The organism is Proteus myxofaciens ATCC 19692 (genome assembly GCF_001654855.1).
Taxonomy (GTDB): domain Bacteria; phylum Pseudomonadota; class Gammaproteobacteria; order Enterobacterales; family Enterobacteriaceae; genus Proteus; species Proteus myxofaciens.
The window spans coordinates 1-16,213 of record NZ_LXEN01000126.1; the positions used below are offsets into that span (position 1 = coordinate 1).

Genomic DNA, 16,213 nt, shown 5'->3' on the forward strand with positions numbered 1-16,213 from the left:
TTTGAGGAAAAAATGACCATGAATGAGGCAGATGCCCGCCCAACTAATTTTATTCGTCAAATAATCGACGAAGATCTAGCTATAGGGAAACACAACAGTGTTCACACTCGTTTCCCCCCTGAACCTAATGGTTATCTTCACATTGGCCATGCAAAATCAATTTGCTTAAATTTTGGTATTGCACAAGATTATCAAGGTAAATGTAATTTACGTTTTGATGATACCAACCCAGTGAAAGAAGATATTGAATATATCAATTCGATTCAGAAAGATATTCAGTGGTTAGGTTTTCAATGGGATGGCAACATTCATTACTCCTCTGACTATTTTGACCAACTTTATCAATACGCGATTGAGCTTATAAATAAAGGATTGGCTTATGTAGATGAGCTTAGTGCTGATGAAATTCGTGAATATCGCGGTACATTGAAAGAGCCAGGTAAAAATAGCCCTTATCGCTCACGTAGCGTAGAAGAAAACTTAGCGTTATTTGAAAAAATGCGTGATGGTGGATTCCAAGAGGGGAAAGCGTGTTTACGCGCTAAAATCGACATGGCGTCATCTTTTATTGTGATGCGTGATCCTGTTCTTTATCGTATCAAGTTTGCAGAACACCATCAAACAGGAAATAAATGGTGTATTTATCCAATGTATGATTTTACCCATTGTATTTCTGATGCTTTGGAAAATATCACGCATTCTCTCTGTACATTAGAGTTTCAGGATAACCGCCGTTTATATGACTGGGTATTAGATAACATTACTATTCCTTGTCATCCACGTCAGTATGAGTTCTCTCGTCTTAATCTTGAATATACAGTGATGTCTAAACGTAAGCTTAATCAGCTTGTGACAGAGCGTATTGTTGAAGGATGGGATGATCCTCGTATGCCAACTATTTCTGGTTTACGACGTCGTGGATACACGTCTGAGTCTATTCGTGAGTTCTGTCTACGTATTGGTGTTACTAAGCAAGACAATAACGTAGAAATGGCATCGTTAGAGTCTTGTATTCGTGATGATTTAAACGCGAATGCACCTCGCGCTATGGCGGTTATCGATCCTGTTCGTCTAGTGATTGAAAATATGCCAGAAGGCGAAGAGATTTTAACGGCACCTAATCACCCGAATAACCCAGAAATGGGAACGCGTGAAGTTCCATTTAGCCGTGAAATATATATTGATCGTGCTGATTTTAAAGAAGAAGCGAACCGTCAATATAAACGCCTCGTATTAGGCAAAGAAGTGCGTTTACGTAATGCCTATGTGATTAAAGCTGAGCGTGTTGAGAAAAACGAACAAGGCGAAATTACAACAATTTACTGCTCTTATGATGCTGATACGTTAAATAAAGATCCTGCTGATGGACGCAAAGTAAAAGGCGTTATTCATTGGGTGAGTGTAATGCATGCATTACCTGCAGAAATTCGTCTTTATGACCGTTTATTTAGTGTGCCAAATCCAGCATCTGAAGATGATTTCTTATCAACTATTAACCCTGAATCTCTCGTTATTCGCGAAGGTTTTGTAGAACGTAGCTTAAAATTTGCCACCATTGAAAAAGCCTATCAATTTGAACGTGAAGGGTATTTCTGTGCTGATAAGTTATCAACAGAAGATAAATTAGTCTTTAACCGCACTGTTGGTTTACGTGATACTTGGGCTAAGATTTCTCAACAAGGTTGATCATGCTTAAGTATGATGATTTAGGCTAAATAGCCTAGTCATATAAATAGAAAATGCTCGATATATCGTATCGGGCATTTTTTTTCTCTATTTTCCTTTCATATTTCCCTATTTTATTAAAATTCTCATCTATTAATTAAAAAAATTGCTAGATAAAAATAATTATAGTTATCAGTACTTATAGATTTTATTTGTATTTTTTAATCTTATTTTGTTTTATTTTGATTGAATAACATAAAGCAATATTGAATTATTTTTATTTTAATTCAATTATCTGTATTACATATCTTAGAATATAAAACACTGTGATTTAACTCACATATTTTATTAACTTAAATAAGTTTTAACATAAGAATTATTTATTATTTTTATTTATGAAAATAAATTTTAAGAATATGAAAATAATTCTATTAATTCCTTTTAAATCAATTAATTAGTTATTTCCTATTATACGAATAAAAAAAGAATAGAGAATAAGTAATGTGCCCTTGGTCATATTTTGACAAAAATTATTTTTTTTTGGTTGATAATTCGCGTCGCGAAAAATAAGCTGTTGGTAACCTAATTTAGGTTTTTTTCTCCATTTGGAGTTTTTATATTGTGAAATAGGCATTGTGCTTATTTCTTTTTAGTCAAAGTCAAAGAGGAACCAATGCTATGGTTATGCAACACGCTAAACCAGGCAGGGTGGCACTTGCCGTTATGGGCGCATTGCTTGTAACTGCACTACCTGCAAAATTATCTTACGCTCAAGGATTTATTGATGACTCAACCTTAACGGGTGGGCTCTATTATTGGCAACGTGATCGTGATAGAAAGCAAGTTGAGCCAGGAAGTCCTGATCATGGTAAATACAAAGCCAATCTCCATCACTCTTCTGCTAATGCAAATTTAGATTTCTCTTCTGGTTATTTAGGCGATTTTATCGGTCTTGATCTTGCAGCTTTTGGTGCTGTAGAACTCAATAACAGTGGACCCGCTGCACCTAATGAAATTGGTTTTAGTGACGCTAAAACACGTTGGGATGAAAAGTGGACTGGCGACCGCAGTGGCGTGAGCATTTATAAAGCTGCGGCTAAGTTTAAGCTGGGTAATTTCTGGGCTCAAGGCGGTTATATTCAGCCTAAAGGGCAAACATTACTACGCCCTCATTGGAGCTTCTTACCAGGAACATACCGCGGTGCTGAAGCCGGTGCTGTGTTCGATTTTGATAAGAGTGGTGAATTATCTTTCTCATATATGTGGACTGATGAATATAAAGCCCCGTGGTATCGAGATATGTATAATTTCCGCAAAGCGGATTTGGAAACAAATATCAGTTATCTTCACTCTTTTGGTGCTAAATACGATTTTAAAAATAGCCTAGTGCTAGAAGCGGCATTTGGGCAAGCTGATAGTTATATAGATCAATATTTTGGCAAAATCTCTTATGATTTCCCAATCAGTGATAATCCATTAAAAACGTCCTATCAATTTTATGGTGCTAAAGACAAAGTTAGTGGGGGTGGTGTAAATGATGTTTATGATGGTCTAGCATGGTTACAAGCCGTCACATTCGGTTATACCTACAACGTATTTGATTTTAAAGTTGAAGGTACATGGGTTAAAGCTGAAGGTAATCAGGGGTATTTTTTACAACGCATGACACCTGGTTGGGCAACATCTAATGGCCGTCTTGATATATGGTGGGATGGTCGTTCTGACTTTAATGCTAATGGTGAAAAAGCACTGTATGCCGGTGTTGTCTACGATCTAAAAAATTGGGATCTCTCTGGTTGGGCTGTAGGAACCTCTTATATTTATGCATGGGATGCAAAACCAAGTGGTAAAGATATTTTTGATCAAAACCAACGTATAAGAGAAAGTGCATGGAATGCCGATATTATGTATACAGTGCAAGAAGGTCGTGCAAAAGGAACGCTCTTTAAACTTCATTACACACGCTATGATAATCATTCTGATATTCCAAGTTATGATGGTGGCTTTGGGAATATTTTCCAAGATGAGAAAGACGTTAAATTTAACGTGATAATGCCATTTACTATTTTTTAATATAGAAAATAACTTTCTAGGGATAAAGTGTATTTAATGCACTTTATCCCTAATAAGAAAAAATACTAAAAATAATAGATAATGTAGACGGTTTTATTGTATTGAGTCGATGTGTCGTTTGAAAAAGTAATAAAAAAGGAACTGATAACAGTTCCTTTTTTTACATGGGAATTATCCAGAATGAATTATTTCTCATCATGCGCGTGAGTATCTTCTTTACAATTGCCTTCAGCACAGTGGCCATAAAGATAAAGGCTATGATTGGAAAGTTTGATACCGTGGCGTTGTGCAATATTTTTTTGACGAGTTTCAATTGCTTCATCGGTAAACTCGATAACTTTACCACAATCAAGACAGATTAAATGATCATGATGATGTTGTTGAGTTAATTCAAATACTGATTTACCGCCTTCGAAATTATGTCGAGTAACAATACCAGCATCATCAAATTGATTTAGAACGCGGTACACTGTTGCTAGACCAATCTCTTCACCGATATCGATAAGTTTTTTATAGAGATCTTCTGCACTGACATGATGGCACTCAGGATCCTGGAGCACTTCCAAGATCTTTAAGCGAGGAAGTGTAACTTTTAACCCAGCATTTTTTAACGCTTTATTATTGTCGGTCATGCGGATTTAATCCTGTTGCTAATGGTGAATTTAATTGTGTGCTCACAAATATTGTATGTATGTTTACATCGAGGTTATGAATAACCTTAATGATTATAGGCATGATAGATAAATATTAACACCCTACCTATCACACTATTTTAGCACGCAATTGAATAATTATCATTCTCAATATTGAAATTTAATCTAACCTAGTATTTCGCCTAGATCCATTTCTTCTTTAATTTGAGCAACCCAAGCATCAACACGCTCTTCTGTTAATTCTGGTTGGCGATCTTCATCAATAGCAAGTCCGATAAAGTGATTATCATCTGCAAGCCCTTTAGAGGCTTCAAAATGATAACCTTCTGTTGGCCAGTGACCCACAATAATAGCACCACGAGGTTCGATAATATCGCGAATTGTGCCCATTGCATCACAGAAGTATTCTGCATAGTCCTCTTGGTCGCCACAACCGAATAGTGCAACCAGTTTGCCTTCAAAATTAATATCTTCTAGTGTTGGGAAAAAATCATCCCAATCGCATTGTGCTTCACCATAATACCAAGTAGGGATACCAAGTAACAGAATATCAAATGCCTCGATATCTTCTTGACTGGATTTTGCAATATCATGAACCTCTGCATTATCTACGCCCAGTCTTTCTTGAAGCATTTTGGCAATATTTTCAGTGTTGCCGGTATCACTGCCGAAGAATATACCTATGATTGCCATAAAGTGAGATAACCTCTTTTATTCTATTTGTCTGTGTTTCGATAATTACCAGTAATAGATAAACATCATGTTTCATGATTAAAACTAAAAACGTATTTTGACGAAAAGAGCAGGGTAATTCTGTCGAATTTGTGTGATTTTCCTGCTGACTATTCTATTTTTGCTGTTTATCTAAGGCGTGAGTTTGCGCCAATTGCTCTAGTAATATCTCTTCAATAAGTTCACTGCGACTCACATTTTTTGCTGTCGCTAGCTCATTCAATGCATTTACCGCATCTTCATTTAACTTCAATTCAACTCGACGTAAACCATTCACTCTATCTCGTCGTAATTGATTACGTTTATTAATTCTAAGCTGTTCATCCCGAGAAAGCGGGTTTGTTTTGGGTCGCCCAGGTCTGCGTTCATCTGCGAACAAATCCAGCGTGGTGCGATCAGTTTGTTCTTTTGCCATAAAATTTGCTGCGAAAGGGCGTATACCAATGACTAAATTTGAAACGGACAATAATACCCCACATAAAGGTGTCCTGCCACTGCTTCATGTACTTAACATATTGTGATTTGGCATTTTATTGCGCTATCACGAGATAAAGAATAATAATTATACAGTTTCAATCTATTATTTTATTAAAAGCGAGAATTTACATGATTTTTCGTGATTAAGAAAATGACTTATCAAGAAAGCGACGAATTATTTTAATCACTGTTTCTGGTTTTTCTGAATGTACCCAATGTCCGGTATTAGCAACAACAAATGCGGTTGCAAGAGGGAATTGGCGAGCAATATTATCTCGATACTCATCAATAATATAAGGCGATAAACCGCCACGAATAAAGAGAATAGGGTGAGACCAAGCAGGAACATCTTGCCAACCAATAATATCAGAATAGGCTCTCTTTAATATGGGTAAATTAAAAAGCCAACCACCATTTTTAAATGATTTTAATAAAAAGGAGATAACGCCCGCTTCTTTTATATAATTTGACATGATTTTTGTTGCATCTTGGCGTTGTGTCACACCTGCTTGCGTTACGGCTTCAAGTGCTGCAAAAATTTGCTTGTGACGATGTTCATGATAAGCCACCGGTGCCATATCAATAACCACTAGTCTATCAAGACGCTCTGGTGCTAATGCTGTCATTGCCATAGCAATTTTGCCACCCATAGAGTGACCAATAATAATCGCGTTTGGAATATTTAAATTATCAAGCAGTGTTAACACATCTTGTGCCATATCTTGATAACTCATTGTATCACTATGAGGAGAATGACCATGATTACGCACATCAATTTGTACGACGATATGATCTTGACGTAAATCACGCCCTAGTACACCTAAATTATGAAGATCACCAAAAAGACCGTGGATCAACACAATTGGATCTTTTGAGGCAGATATTATTTCTGGTTGATGTAATTGATAATTTAATAATGTATTGAGTTTCATATTGATAGCCAAATGGAGTGCAATTTTTGCCTATGATGACATGTACGGTGTAGTTAGCCAACTTCTGGCAATAATACGATGAATCTAAAAGAGAAAAGAATAAAAAGAAAACTTATTTTATAATATTCTGCAAAAAGTCAATTTAATAGAATATAATTTCAAATTAATATCAATATTTAAAATTTTGACATAAGACAAAGATAATATTACAGTATTTTATATTATTTGGATGGTGGTGTGACACGATTTAAGAGAATACAAAACAGATTTTGTACTCATTTAATTTAAAGAATAGTGGACTTTCTCTATAGAAACAACTAGGTAAATATTCTGCTAAGATCTTAATATGCGTAAATTTTTAATGAATACGCTTTAAGTTATTGAAATTTTACTTGTTTTGTTTTTAAAGATTATATCTTATAATCTTCAATACTTTTTTTTAAAACAGTACTGGGTAGCAATGAAAAAGATAGAAATTGATGACGAACTTTACCGCTATATTGCCAGCGAAACTCGACATATCGGTGAAAGCGCTTCAGATATTTTAAGGCGTTTATTGAAAATGGACGCAACACAGCCCGTACAACCAGTCATTGTCACTGAGTCAGTACAAGCGCCTGCTCAAAAACAAGATGCTGAGCCTAAATCTGTCACACCAGCAAAAAATCCGGTTCGTGAAATACGTGAACTGCTGTTATCTGATAGTTATGCAGAAAAAACAAAGTCAGTTGATCGCTTTTTGCAGATCCTGTCTACGTTATATCACATAGATAGCATAACCTTTACTCAATCAGCAGAAACGGTACATGGACGAACTCGTACTTATTTCGCTGGTGATGAACAGACATTACTTGATAGTGGACGTCATACCAAGCCTCGTCATATTTCAGGTACCCCATTTTGGGTTATTACCAACTCTAATACAGAGCGTAAAAGAAGTATGGTGCAGATAATCATGCAGGATATGAAATTCCCAGCGAATGAAATTGATAAAGTGTGTGGAACTATCTAACACTTATATTATTGATTCATTGCAATGACTTATTAACATGTGGTTGTAATGTCAAATAGGAGAAGATTCGTGGCTATCCATTCAAGAGCAGGGCAACATACTTGCCAAAATGATCTGATTAATGTGGCACAATTAACGTCACAATATTATTCGCTAAAACCACAGGCGAGTAACAATGCTCACCGTGTCAAATTCGGTACATCTGGTCATCGTGGAAGTGCAAGACGACATAGTTTTAATGAAGATCATATTGTTGCTATTGCACAAGCTATTGCTGAAGTGCGCGCTAAAAATGGTGTAACAGGCCCGTGTTATGTGGGTAAAGATACACATGCGCTTTCTGAGCCTGCGTTTATTTCAGTACTAGAAGTTTTTGCTGCTAATAAAGTCCACGTTATTATTCAAGAAAATAATGGTTATACACCAACGCCATCAATATCATTTTCTATTTTGACTTATAACGAGACACATCAAGATATTGCTGATGGTATTGTTATCACGCCTTCCCATAATCCACCTGAAGATGGTGGTATTAAATATAATCCTTCTAATGGTGGACCTGCTGATACAGATTTAACCTCTGTTATTGAAAAGCGCGCAAATGAATTGCTTGAAGCTGGACTTGTCGGCGTTAATCGCCTCTCTTTTGATGATGCATTAGCAAGTGGATATATTCAAGAGCATGATTTAATTATGCCTTATGTCAAAGCATTAGGTGATGTTGTTGACATGAACGCAATTAAAAAAGCAGGATTAAAATTAGGTGTTGATCCTCTTGGTGGCTCAGGTATTGAATACTGGAAACGCATTGGCGAATATTATGAGCTTGATCTTGAATTAGTGAATGAACAAGTCGATCAAACTTTCCGCTTTATGACGCTAGATCATGATGGTGTTATCAGAATGGATTGCTCTTCACCTTGGGCAATGGCAGGATTATTACAATTACGTGATAGATTTGATTTAGCCTTTGCTAATGACCCTGATTACGATCGTCATGGTATCGTCACGCCATCAGGTTTAATGAATCCCAACCACTATTTAGCCGCTGCTATCAATTATCTTTTTAGCCATCGTCCGCAATGGTCTAGTGATGTCAAAGTCGGTAAAACACTTGTTTCAAGTGCAATGATCGACCGCGTTGTTGCTGATTTAGGACGCGAATTAGTTGAAGTACCAGTTGGTTTTAAATGGTTTGTTAAAGGCTTATTCAGTGGTGAATTTGGCTTTGGCGGTGAAGAAAGCGCGGGTGCTTCTTTCTTACGTTTTAATGGCAAACCTTGGTCCACCGACAAAGACGGCATTATTTTATGTCTGTTAGCTGCTGAAATGACGGCAGTAACCGGCAAAGATCCTCAACAACATTATAATGAATTAGCAACTCGTTTTGGATCTCCTAGTTATAATCGTATTCAAGCTTCTGCAACTCATGAGCAAAAAGCGTTATTATCACGTCTATCGCCTGAAATGGTGAAAGCGAGCACATTAGCTGGTGATCCTATTACAGAACGCTTAACACATGCTTCAGGTAATGGTGCTGCTATTGGTGGTTTAAAAGTGATGACCGATTATGGTTGGTTTGCGGCTAGACCATCAGGTACTGAAGAAGCTTATAAAATTTATTGCGAAAGCTTTCGTGGTCCTGAGCATCGTGAGCTTATCGAAAAAGAAGCTATCGAAATTGTTAATAATGTTTTTGCCAATAAATAACTGTTAGCATATATATTATCGAAATTCTTTTTATACACTCTGCTAAATTAGCGGAGTGTATTTTTTTCATTATTTATCATTCATCTTTTTAGACAACAGCATTGATATCCATCATTGAGGTTGGCTTAGAACAAAAATTGGATATTCAATCAAATGCAAAATAATTATGTTTTACGAAGTGTACGCTACATGCTGGATTTAAGTGATGGGCATGTTGTGCAAATAATGAAACTCGCTGATTTAACGGTAACAAAAGAGCAAGTTAATCATTGGCTAAAAAAGGATGATGAACCTGAATTTGTGGAATGTGATGATAATACAATGGGACATTTTTTAAATGGTTTAGTATTTTATCGTCGTGGAAAAGATGAAAGCCATCCTGTTCCTGAAGTTGAAAAACGTATCACAAATAATATCATTTTAAAAAAATTACGCGTTGCGTTTGAATTAAAAGATGTTGATATGATTGAAATTTATAAACGTGCTGATTTTAATGTATCAAAGCCAGAACTCAGTGCAATTTTTCGCAAACCAGGACATAAAAACTATCGCAACTGCGGTGATCAGTTACTAAGATACTTTTTAAAAGGATTAACGGTCACTCTACGTGGTGACGGTACAAGTAAAGTCGCTAAGAAATAATATACTCAATAGTATTATAAGAACGCTTGTCTATTTAATGTTAGCTTTTCAACAAAAGTGTAAATTGTTCACTTTTGTTGAAAAAGAAAATTTTTTCTTCTACTTCCTCTTTTTGTAACCCCTCCTTATTTCTTATTTTCACTAATTGTTATTTTTAGGTAATAAATGTAGTTATTTTGTTTCTTTTTTGTTTTTATTTTGAAATTGAATTACATATCAATAAAAATAAAGGTGATTTTTAGCACAAAATAAGTGGTCTGATCAGTAGTAAAATTTCATATTGTGGGGTAAAATTTCATCATTAAGATTACTCTATATGCAGGAGAACATTATGCCAGCTTACAATTCCTACACTAAAAGTCATATTTTAGCTCGTCGTACAGGCGCTATTGCGTTAGGTGTTTTGGCATTTCCTGTCATGCTTTTTCATCCAAAACGCGCGCAATTTTATAGCTATTTACACCGTGTATGGTCTAAAACAAGCAATAAACCGGTTTGGTTAGCACAGTCTGAAATGGCGCTAGCAATTAGAAAATAATCTTATTAAGACAAAACACAGTCAAAATAACGATATTTAAACAACATATGTAGTTACCCTCTTTTATAAATAGCGCCTGCAATTAAAATGCAGGCGTTATTTTTATCTCATCAAACCGCTTTATAGTATATAACTGACTTCTTTTTACTATCTGTGAATAACTCGCTCTTTTTACGTTACAATTTGCGTGACAATAAATGAAAATGTATATCTGAAATCCTAATCAATTAAATAAACATTCAATATATTAATATTGCGTTTTTTATTGTGTAATTGAGGATGATAATTATCTTAGGGAGAATAATAAGATGAAAAACACTGAATTAGAGCGTGTTATTAATGAAAAACTTAGTATTGAACAATTTCAAGATTATGCACCGAATGGATTACAAGTAGAAGGTCGCCCACATGTTCAGAAAATAGTCACAGGTGTAACAGCAAGCCAAGCATTACTCAATGAAGCGGTTAAATTACAGGCTGATGCTATTTTAGTGCACCACGGTTATTTTTGGAAAAATGAGCCTACGGTTATTCGTTCTATGAAACGTAATCGTTTAAAAACATTACTCTCTCACGATATTAATCTTTATGGTTACCATCTACCTTTGGATGCACATCCAACATTAGGAAATAATGCACAATTAGCGCTAAAAATGGGTGTAAGAGTTGAAGGCGAAATTATGCCTTTAGTTCCTCATGGTGTATTTGATATGCCAATAACGCCTTTGGAATTAAAAGCGCGTTTAGAAAAAACACTTCAACGTGAAGTACTTCATTGTGGCGAGAATGCTCCTGATACTATTCGCACTATTGCTTGGTGTACTGGTGGTGGACAAGGTTTTATTCTTGACGCTGCTGAATATGGTGTAGATGCCTTTGTAACGGGTGAAGTATCAGAACAAACTATCCATATCGCAAGAGAAATGGGAATTCATTTTTTTGCGGCAGGGCATCATGCAACAGAGCGTTATGGTATCAAAGCATTAGGTGAATGGCTTGCTGATCAATATGGGTTAGATGTCACCTTTATTGATATTGATAATCCTGCTTAATAAAAATCAAATTTAGCTAATAAGTTATCTCTGTTACTTTATCTGTAACAGAGATAACTTAATCCTTAGATATTAAACATTAATGTGCTGAAGAGGTTGATGTATAAAAATAAGCAATAAAAAACGAGCCGATACTACACATAATGAGTGTTATCGCTAAATCTTGTCCCCATCCTGCTAATGCTAATCCTCCAGCAATTAAAAAATAATAAAAAAATCCTAATAAAGCACCCGCTGTACCTAAACAATATTTATATCGTGCTAATGCCGTCGCTAAAATATTCGGTATAGCAATTCCATAAGCAATAACACTCGCTATCATTGGAATAATAAAGATAAGCTCATTACGTAACAAATAAGTACCAATAGCACTGAATACGGCGATAATACTTGCTAATAAAACAAGTTTGTGACTTTGCCATTGATGATTGAGTAAGGCTTTATTAATGTAAGAGCCAATGCTGACACCTAAAGCCAATGCAAAACCACTATAGCCAAAGGCGCTTGGACTATACCCTTGTTTTTCAAACATAAAGGGTGCTAGCTGATAATAAGCAAACAAACTGATATTAAAAAAGGCAATCAAAAAGAGGGTTTTGATAATATGTTTATCACTTAACATTTTTATTGCTATTTTTCTTAATGATGTTGGTGTTGATAACATGGTTTGTGAACGTGTTTCAGGTAATACTTTTAAACTCCATAACAATAAAATGACAGCAAGTGATGCAAGTCCACTAAATACACCTTGATAACCTGCATAACGGACTAATAAGGACCCGCTCAACATGCCAATAGCAGGGCTCAATGCAATGGCTGCACCCATCATAGAAAACACTTTCGCTAATTCATGGCCACTATATACATCTCGAATAATAGTTTGAGTTCCTACAGAACCCACAGCGGCACCAAATGCCGATAACATTCGTAATAAAAGTAGTACTGAAAAGTCATTTGTCATCAACACACCTATACACGCTAAGGTATAAATAAATAACCCAGCTAACATTGTTGGACGACGCCCAATGACATCACACAAACGACCCCATATAATGACACCTAATGCAAACGCAAAGAAATAGAGTGAAAGTGTTTGTCCTGCTTTATTTGCCGCGACGTTAAAACCGTCTGCAATATCTGTAAGTGCAGGGCTATAAATAGTTTCAGCAATTTGTGGAAACATCATTAACGTAATTGCTAACCATAGTGAGAGTGTTCTGTTCATCTTATTTAATCCAATGTGTTAAATTTTGATGACAGGATACAGAGATAAATAATGTCTAGTTATCTATATAAAGACATGTTATTTTTCAAATAGGACAAGTGATGGCTTGGCTTAATCAATATGACCATTTTATGCCAGAGGATCATCTCGCGCCTGTCGTTGGTATTGCGGCAGAAATGGGAAAACATGATTCAGGTTTTCATTCTCATGACAGAGGGCAGTTACTTTTTACGCAATCTGGTTGTATGAGAATTACATTGGCTTCATGTGTATCAATATTGCCACCAATGAGAATAGCGTGGATACCACCTAAAATAATACACCGAGTGGAAATGTATGCATCTGTTGGATATCGTTCTGTCTATTTATCCGATGAGTTTTATGATAATTTTCCTACAGAAAGCAAAATACTTTCAATTTCTCCACTTCTAAGAGAAATATTAGAGCTAATTTCAATTGCTGATTTTAAAACACAATGGAATGATGGTCGCTATGCAAATCTATTAGCTGTTTTTTTTGATGAAATAAAACAATCTAAGCAACAATCTACTTATTTATCAATGCCAACAGATAGACGATTACAGCGATTATCACTTGATGAATTACCTCCTCTTTTACAAGAAATGGCGAAATATGTAGGTGCGAGTGAGAAAACCATAACACGACTCTTTTATAAAGAGACGGGATTAAGTTACCAGCAATGGCGGCAGCAATGGCGTTTATTAAAAGCGATTGAGTTATTATCTACAAATAATCGTTATAGCGATATAAGCCAATTTTTAGGATTTGCAAGCGATAGCGCCTTTATTACATTTTTTAAAAATATGACGGGGCAAACACCCCAAGAATATTTAAAGAATGAATTTAATTAACTATTTTCAATAAAATGCCTATAAATGATATTCTCTAAAATGAGGTTATATCACAAATAGGCGTTTTATTTAGCATCGAGAGTATTTAAAAATAAGGTATACTTATTGCATTAAACTATTTTTTATTTGCACCTGTAATTGGTGAATGATAAGAACGTGCCAAGGTAAGCGTTTTTCATTTTCTAATTGGTGCATATCTGAATGCTAATTTTTAAATGACTGATATTTTATGAAATTATTTAAATTAATAACTTTCGCTTGTCCTTCAAAGCCAAATGAAAAAAGTGGCAAAGAAAATAATTTTTTTATATACATCTTATTGATACCTTTCATATTTTAACTATGATTTTATCTTTGTAATTAAACAAATATAAAATTAACAGTGAGGTAATTCTATTTTATTTATTAAAGTTTATTTTTAATATAATAAATACTAAAATATTAACCAAACTATAGAATAGTTATACTTTATTTAACCTAAATAAAAGAGATACTTTTATTTTTATTAAGGTACAATTACATGGTCGGGTTTAGCTATAGAAAATAGCTCTTCACGATTTAATTCTGGTGGATAAATCCACTGTGTATTAATTTCTTGTTTTATTTTTTTACCTTCAGCTTGGGTAAAATGAACTTGGCGATCCCATCCTTCAGTATATAATGCACCCCAAGGACCTAAATCTAAACAAGTAACATATTTAGGCTGACGATAAGCATGTAGTGGAATATCAATTAATTCAGCAGCTGCATTATATCCTGCTACACGGCCAAGGCTTAATGCATGTTGACATGTCATTAAATTATAATTGCCAAGATCATCAGTTGCCGCTTTGACAGTATCTCCTGTTACAAATACATCAGGTGTTTCTGGAGCATGTAAATAATCATCTGAGATAATTCTTCCACTAATATCTCGGTTTCCTTTAATTTGTTCAGTTAAAGGATGAGCCTTTACCCCTGTTGCTAATATCACTGTATCAGTCGGTATACATTCACCATTTGAAAGTGTGATGCTATCACGTTCTAAACGCTCAACACGTAAACTAGCACGAGTTTCAACGCCACACTCTTTTAATGCTTGTTGAACAACTTGGGATGCGGCTTCACCCATTCCTGCTGCTATTGATGGTGCAGTATCAACAATAAATACACGAATATTGGTATTTTCGCCAAGGATAGCTTTCAGTCTATCAGGCATTTCAGCTGCGCTTTCTATGCCTGTTAATCCACCACCAACTACAACAGCAGTATTACGTGCTTTTGTTTCAGGCTTATTTTTGAGAGATTGTAAATGTGTTTCTAATTGCTGAGCACTTTCTAATGTGTCCACATTAAACCCATATTCAGCAAAACCAGTAACAGGTGGGGTTAATAATTGACTACCGGTTGCAAGAATAAACTTATCATAAGCAAGTTGTATTTGACTGTTATCTACTAATTCAACCGCTAATGTATGATTTTCGCTATGAATTTGTTTAACCTTACCTGCAATATATTCGACGCCAACTGCTTCAAGCTGTTTTGAAATATTAGGCGACATATTTTCAAGCTTAGCTTCATATAATCGTGGTCGAATTGTGACATTAGGTTTTGGTGAAATAAGAATAACTTTAATTTCATGTTCTTTTTTAGCTAATGCAATGACGCGCATTGCTGAAATAGCAGCCCAAAAACCAGAAAAACCAGAGCCTGCGATGACTATTTTTTGTGTCATTATTGCTTCCTTAAAATAATTAATAATTCAATAGAGATGATTCTATTGGAATGGGAATTCCTTCTCTTTCTTATGGAAAGAAAATAATTTAGAAAGAGAAGGCGGATTTTTTAATCAAGACCGATAAAAAATCTTAAGTTTTGTTACGTGCCGTTTTGCTAGTTCGAATTGTTCGAGTTTCTATTTTTTTATCCATCCAGCTACTGACATCATGAATAAAACTATCGGGTGTGATCCTATTAACACGTGAAGCCACGGCAGCTAATGTTTGGGTTGCTAATGCATCTCTCATTGCTTTTTCTGCTTGAAGTATCACTTTATGAACAGAGCAAGTATCTGATATCGCCCAATCTGGTGGTGCTCCATCAAAAACAGCGCATCGTTGCCGTACTTCTTGGCATTCAAAAAGTGGTTTATATCCTTCAATAGCATCAATAATGGCTAAAAAAGAGATCTTTTCAGCGGGAAGCGCTAAGCGATAACCTCCACGTATACCTTCATTCGCTTTCACAATGCCTGCTTTTTCTAAGCGAGGTAAAATTTTTGCAAGAAAGCTTGGAGAAACTCCTTGTAATTCCGCGAGCTCTCTACTGCTAAGTGAACGTTGGGGATTATCAACTAACCAAAGTAAGCAATGAATACCATACTCAACGCTAACTGTAATATATGCCATTATTTAAAACTCCTTAAGGCAACTCATAAACAAGGACAATACAGGTCCTTGTTTAAGTTGTCAATAAACTAAGACAAAGTTAGTCTCTGTTTGTATGGGATGATTTTTTCTATAATTTTTCTTTGTCTTTACTCCTTAAAAAGAAGTCATTACAGTTATTCATTTAATATTTAAAAATAATTTAAATATTAAAATTCAATGAACTATAAATGTATGAAGAATATTTAATGAAGATATTCAGAA

General features: G+C 35.2%; 15 protein-coding genes. 8 read left to right on the forward strand and 7 right to left on the reverse strand.

Annotation, left to right across the window (positions count from 1 at the left end):
• The first annotated feature begins 18 nt into the window (after positions 1–18).
• Positions 19–1,686, forward strand: coding sequence for a glutamine--tRNA ligase (gene glnS / locus M983_RS13160; protein WP_066751731.1), 1,668 nt, complete (start codon positions 19–21; stop codon positions 1,684–1,686).
• Positions 1,687–2,343: 657 nt separating this feature from the next.
• On the forward strand, positions 2,344–3,738 hold the full coding sequence (gene chiP / locus M983_RS13170; RefSeq protein ID WP_066751685.1) for a chitoporin ChiP: 1,395 nt from the start codon (positions 2,344–2,346) through the stop codon (positions 3,736–3,738).
• Between the two features lie 185 nt (positions 3,739–3,923).
• Here the strand turns inward: chiP and fur are convergent, their stop codons facing one another.
• The 4 genes from fur to ybfF all read right to left on the reverse strand — a co-directional run bounded on the left by fur (position 3,924) and on the right by ybfF (position 6,532).
• Positions 3,924–4,370, reverse strand: coding sequence for a ferric iron uptake transcriptional regulator (gene fur, locus M983_RS13175; protein ID WP_066751688.1), 447 nt, complete (start codon positions 4,368–4,370; stop codon positions 3,924–3,926).
• Between the two features lie 186 nt (positions 4,371–4,556).
• Positions 4,557–5,084: a flavodoxin FldA gene (fldA, locus tag M983_RS13180; RefSeq protein ID WP_066751699.1), complete on the reverse strand. Its 528-nt coding sequence runs from the start codon at positions 5,082–5,084 to the stop codon at positions 4,557–4,559.
• A 154-nt stretch (positions 5,085–5,238) separates the two neighbouring features.
• Positions 5,239–5,538: a LexA regulated protein gene (gene ybfE, locus M983_RS13185; protein WP_066751734.1), complete on the reverse strand. Its 300-nt coding sequence runs from the start codon at positions 5,536–5,538 to the stop codon at positions 5,239–5,241.
• Between the two features lie 205 nt (positions 5,539–5,743).
• A complete protein-coding gene (gene ybfF / locus M983_RS13190; RefSeq protein ID WP_066751702.1) occupies positions 5,744–6,532 on the reverse strand; it encodes an esterase in 789 nt (262 codons plus the stop codon).
• 460 nt (positions 6,533–6,992) lie between these two features.
• On the opposite strand from ybfF, the gene seqA reads away from it, so the two are divergent.
• The 5 genes from seqA to M983_RS13215 all read left to right on the forward strand — a co-directional run bounded on the left by seqA (position 6,993) and on the right by M983_RS13215 (position 11,486).
• The gene (seqA, locus tag M983_RS13195; protein WP_066751705.1) at positions 6,993–7,544 is read left to right on the forward strand and encodes a replication initiation negative regulator SeqA; all 552 of its coding nucleotides are present in this window, start codon (positions 6,993–6,995) and stop codon (positions 7,542–7,544) included.
• Positions 7,545–7,613: 69 nt separating this feature from the next.
• On the forward strand, positions 7,614–9,254 hold the full coding sequence (pgm, locus tag M983_RS13200; RefSeq protein WP_066751710.1) for a phosphoglucomutase (alpha-D-glucose-1,6-bisphosphate-dependent): 1,641 nt from the start codon (positions 7,614–7,616) through the stop codon (positions 9,252–9,254).
• A 153-nt stretch (positions 9,255–9,407) separates the two neighbouring features.
• Positions 9,408–9,896, forward strand: a complete 489-nt coding sequence (locus tag M983_RS13205; protein ID WP_066751712.1) for a YehS family protein — start codon at positions 9,408–9,410, stop codon at positions 9,894–9,896.
• Positions 9,897–10,227: 331 nt separating this feature from the next.
• Positions 10,228–10,434, forward strand: a complete 207-nt coding sequence (locus tag M983_RS13210) for a YbfA family protein (protein WP_066751714.1) — start codon at positions 10,228–10,230, stop codon at positions 10,432–10,434.
• Positions 10,435–10,742: 308 nt separating this feature from the next.
• Entirely contained in the window at positions 10,743–11,486 is a 744-nt protein-coding gene (locus M983_RS13215; RefSeq protein ID WP_066751716.1) for a type 2 GTP cyclohydrolase I, read from the forward strand.
• A gap of 79 nt (positions 11,487–11,565) precedes the next feature.
• On the opposite strand, the gene M983_RS13220 is transcribed toward M983_RS13215, so the two are convergent.
• Entirely contained in the window at positions 11,566–12,711 is a 1,146-nt protein-coding gene (locus M983_RS13220) for a multidrug effflux MFS transporter (protein ID WP_066751719.1), read from the reverse strand.
• 101 nt (positions 12,712–12,812) lie between these two features.
• Between M983_RS13220 and M983_RS13225 the strand changes: the two genes are divergently transcribed.
• On the forward strand, positions 12,813–13,583 hold the full coding sequence (locus M983_RS13225; protein ID WP_066751722.1) for an AraC family transcriptional regulator: 771 nt from the start codon (positions 12,813–12,815) through the stop codon (positions 13,581–13,583).
• A 505-nt stretch (positions 13,584–14,088) separates the two neighbouring features.
• Here the strand turns inward: M983_RS13225 and M983_RS13230 are convergent.
• Both M983_RS13230 and M983_RS13235 read right to left on the reverse strand, forming a co-directional pair.
• Positions 14,089–15,297 (reverse strand): NAD(P)/FAD-dependent oxidoreductase, encoded by a 1,209-nt coding sequence (locus M983_RS13230; RefSeq protein ID WP_066751725.1) that lies wholly within the window; start codon positions 15,295–15,297, stop codon positions 14,089–14,091.
• A 133-nt stretch (positions 15,298–15,430) separates the two neighbouring features.
• On the reverse strand, positions 15,431–15,970 hold the full coding sequence (locus M983_RS13235; RefSeq protein ID WP_066751728.1) for an RrF2 family transcriptional regulator: 540 nt from the start codon (positions 15,968–15,970) through the stop codon (positions 15,431–15,433).
• Between the last annotated feature and the right edge of the window lie 243 nt (positions 15,971–16,213).

What these genes read in the sequence shown, in the direction of transcription:
- glnS (WP_066751731.1), top strand. Translation starts at nt 19, where the DNA reads ATGAATGAGGCAGATGCCCGCCCAACTAATTTTATTCGTCAAATAATC.
- chiP (WP_066751685.1), top strand. Translation starts at nt 2,344, where the DNA reads ATGGTTATGCAACACGCTAAACCAGGCAGGGTGGCACTTGCCGTTATG.
- fur (WP_066751688.1), bottom strand. Translation starts at nt 4,370, where the DNA reads ATGACCGACAATAATAAAGCGTTAAAAAATGCTGGGTTAAAAGTTACA.
- fldA (WP_066751699.1), bottom strand. Translation starts at nt 5,084, where the DNA reads ATGGCAATCATAGGTATATTCTTCGGCAGTGATACCGGCAACACTGAA.
- ybfE (WP_066751734.1), bottom strand. Translation starts at nt 5,538, where the DNA reads ATGGCAAAAGAACAAACTGATCGCACCACGCTGGATTTGTTCGCAGAT.
- ybfF (WP_066751702.1), bottom strand. Translation starts at nt 6,532, where the DNA reads ATGAAACTCAATACATTATTAAATTATCAATTACATCAACCAGAAATA.
- seqA (WP_066751705.1), top strand. Translation starts at nt 6,993, where the DNA reads ATGAAAAAGATAGAAATTGATGACGAACTTTACCGCTATATTGCCAGC.
- M983_RS13205 (WP_066751712.1), top strand. Translation starts at nt 9,408, where the DNA reads ATGCAAAATAATTATGTTTTACGAAGTGTACGCTACATGCTGGATTTA.
- M983_RS13210 (WP_066751714.1), top strand. Translation starts at nt 10,228, where the DNA reads ATGCCAGCTTACAATTCCTACACTAAAAGTCATATTTTAGCTCGTCGT.
- M983_RS13215 (WP_066751716.1), top strand. Translation starts at nt 10,743, where the DNA reads ATGAAAAACACTGAATTAGAGCGTGTTATTAATGAAAAACTTAGTATT.
- M983_RS13220 (WP_066751719.1), bottom strand. Translation starts at nt 12,711, where the DNA reads ATGAACAGAACACTCTCACTATGGTTAGCAATTACGTTAATGATGTTT.
- M983_RS13225 (WP_066751722.1), top strand. Translation starts at nt 12,813, where the DNA reads ATGGCTTGGCTTAATCAATATGACCATTTTATGCCAGAGGATCATCTC.
- M983_RS13230 (WP_066751725.1), bottom strand. Translation starts at nt 15,297, where the DNA reads ATGACACAAAAAATAGTCATCGCAGGCTCTGGTTTTTCTGGTTTTTGG.
- M983_RS13235 (WP_066751728.1), bottom strand. Translation starts at nt 15,970, where the DNA reads ATGGCATATATTACAGTTAGCGTTGAGTATGGTATTCATTGCTTACTT.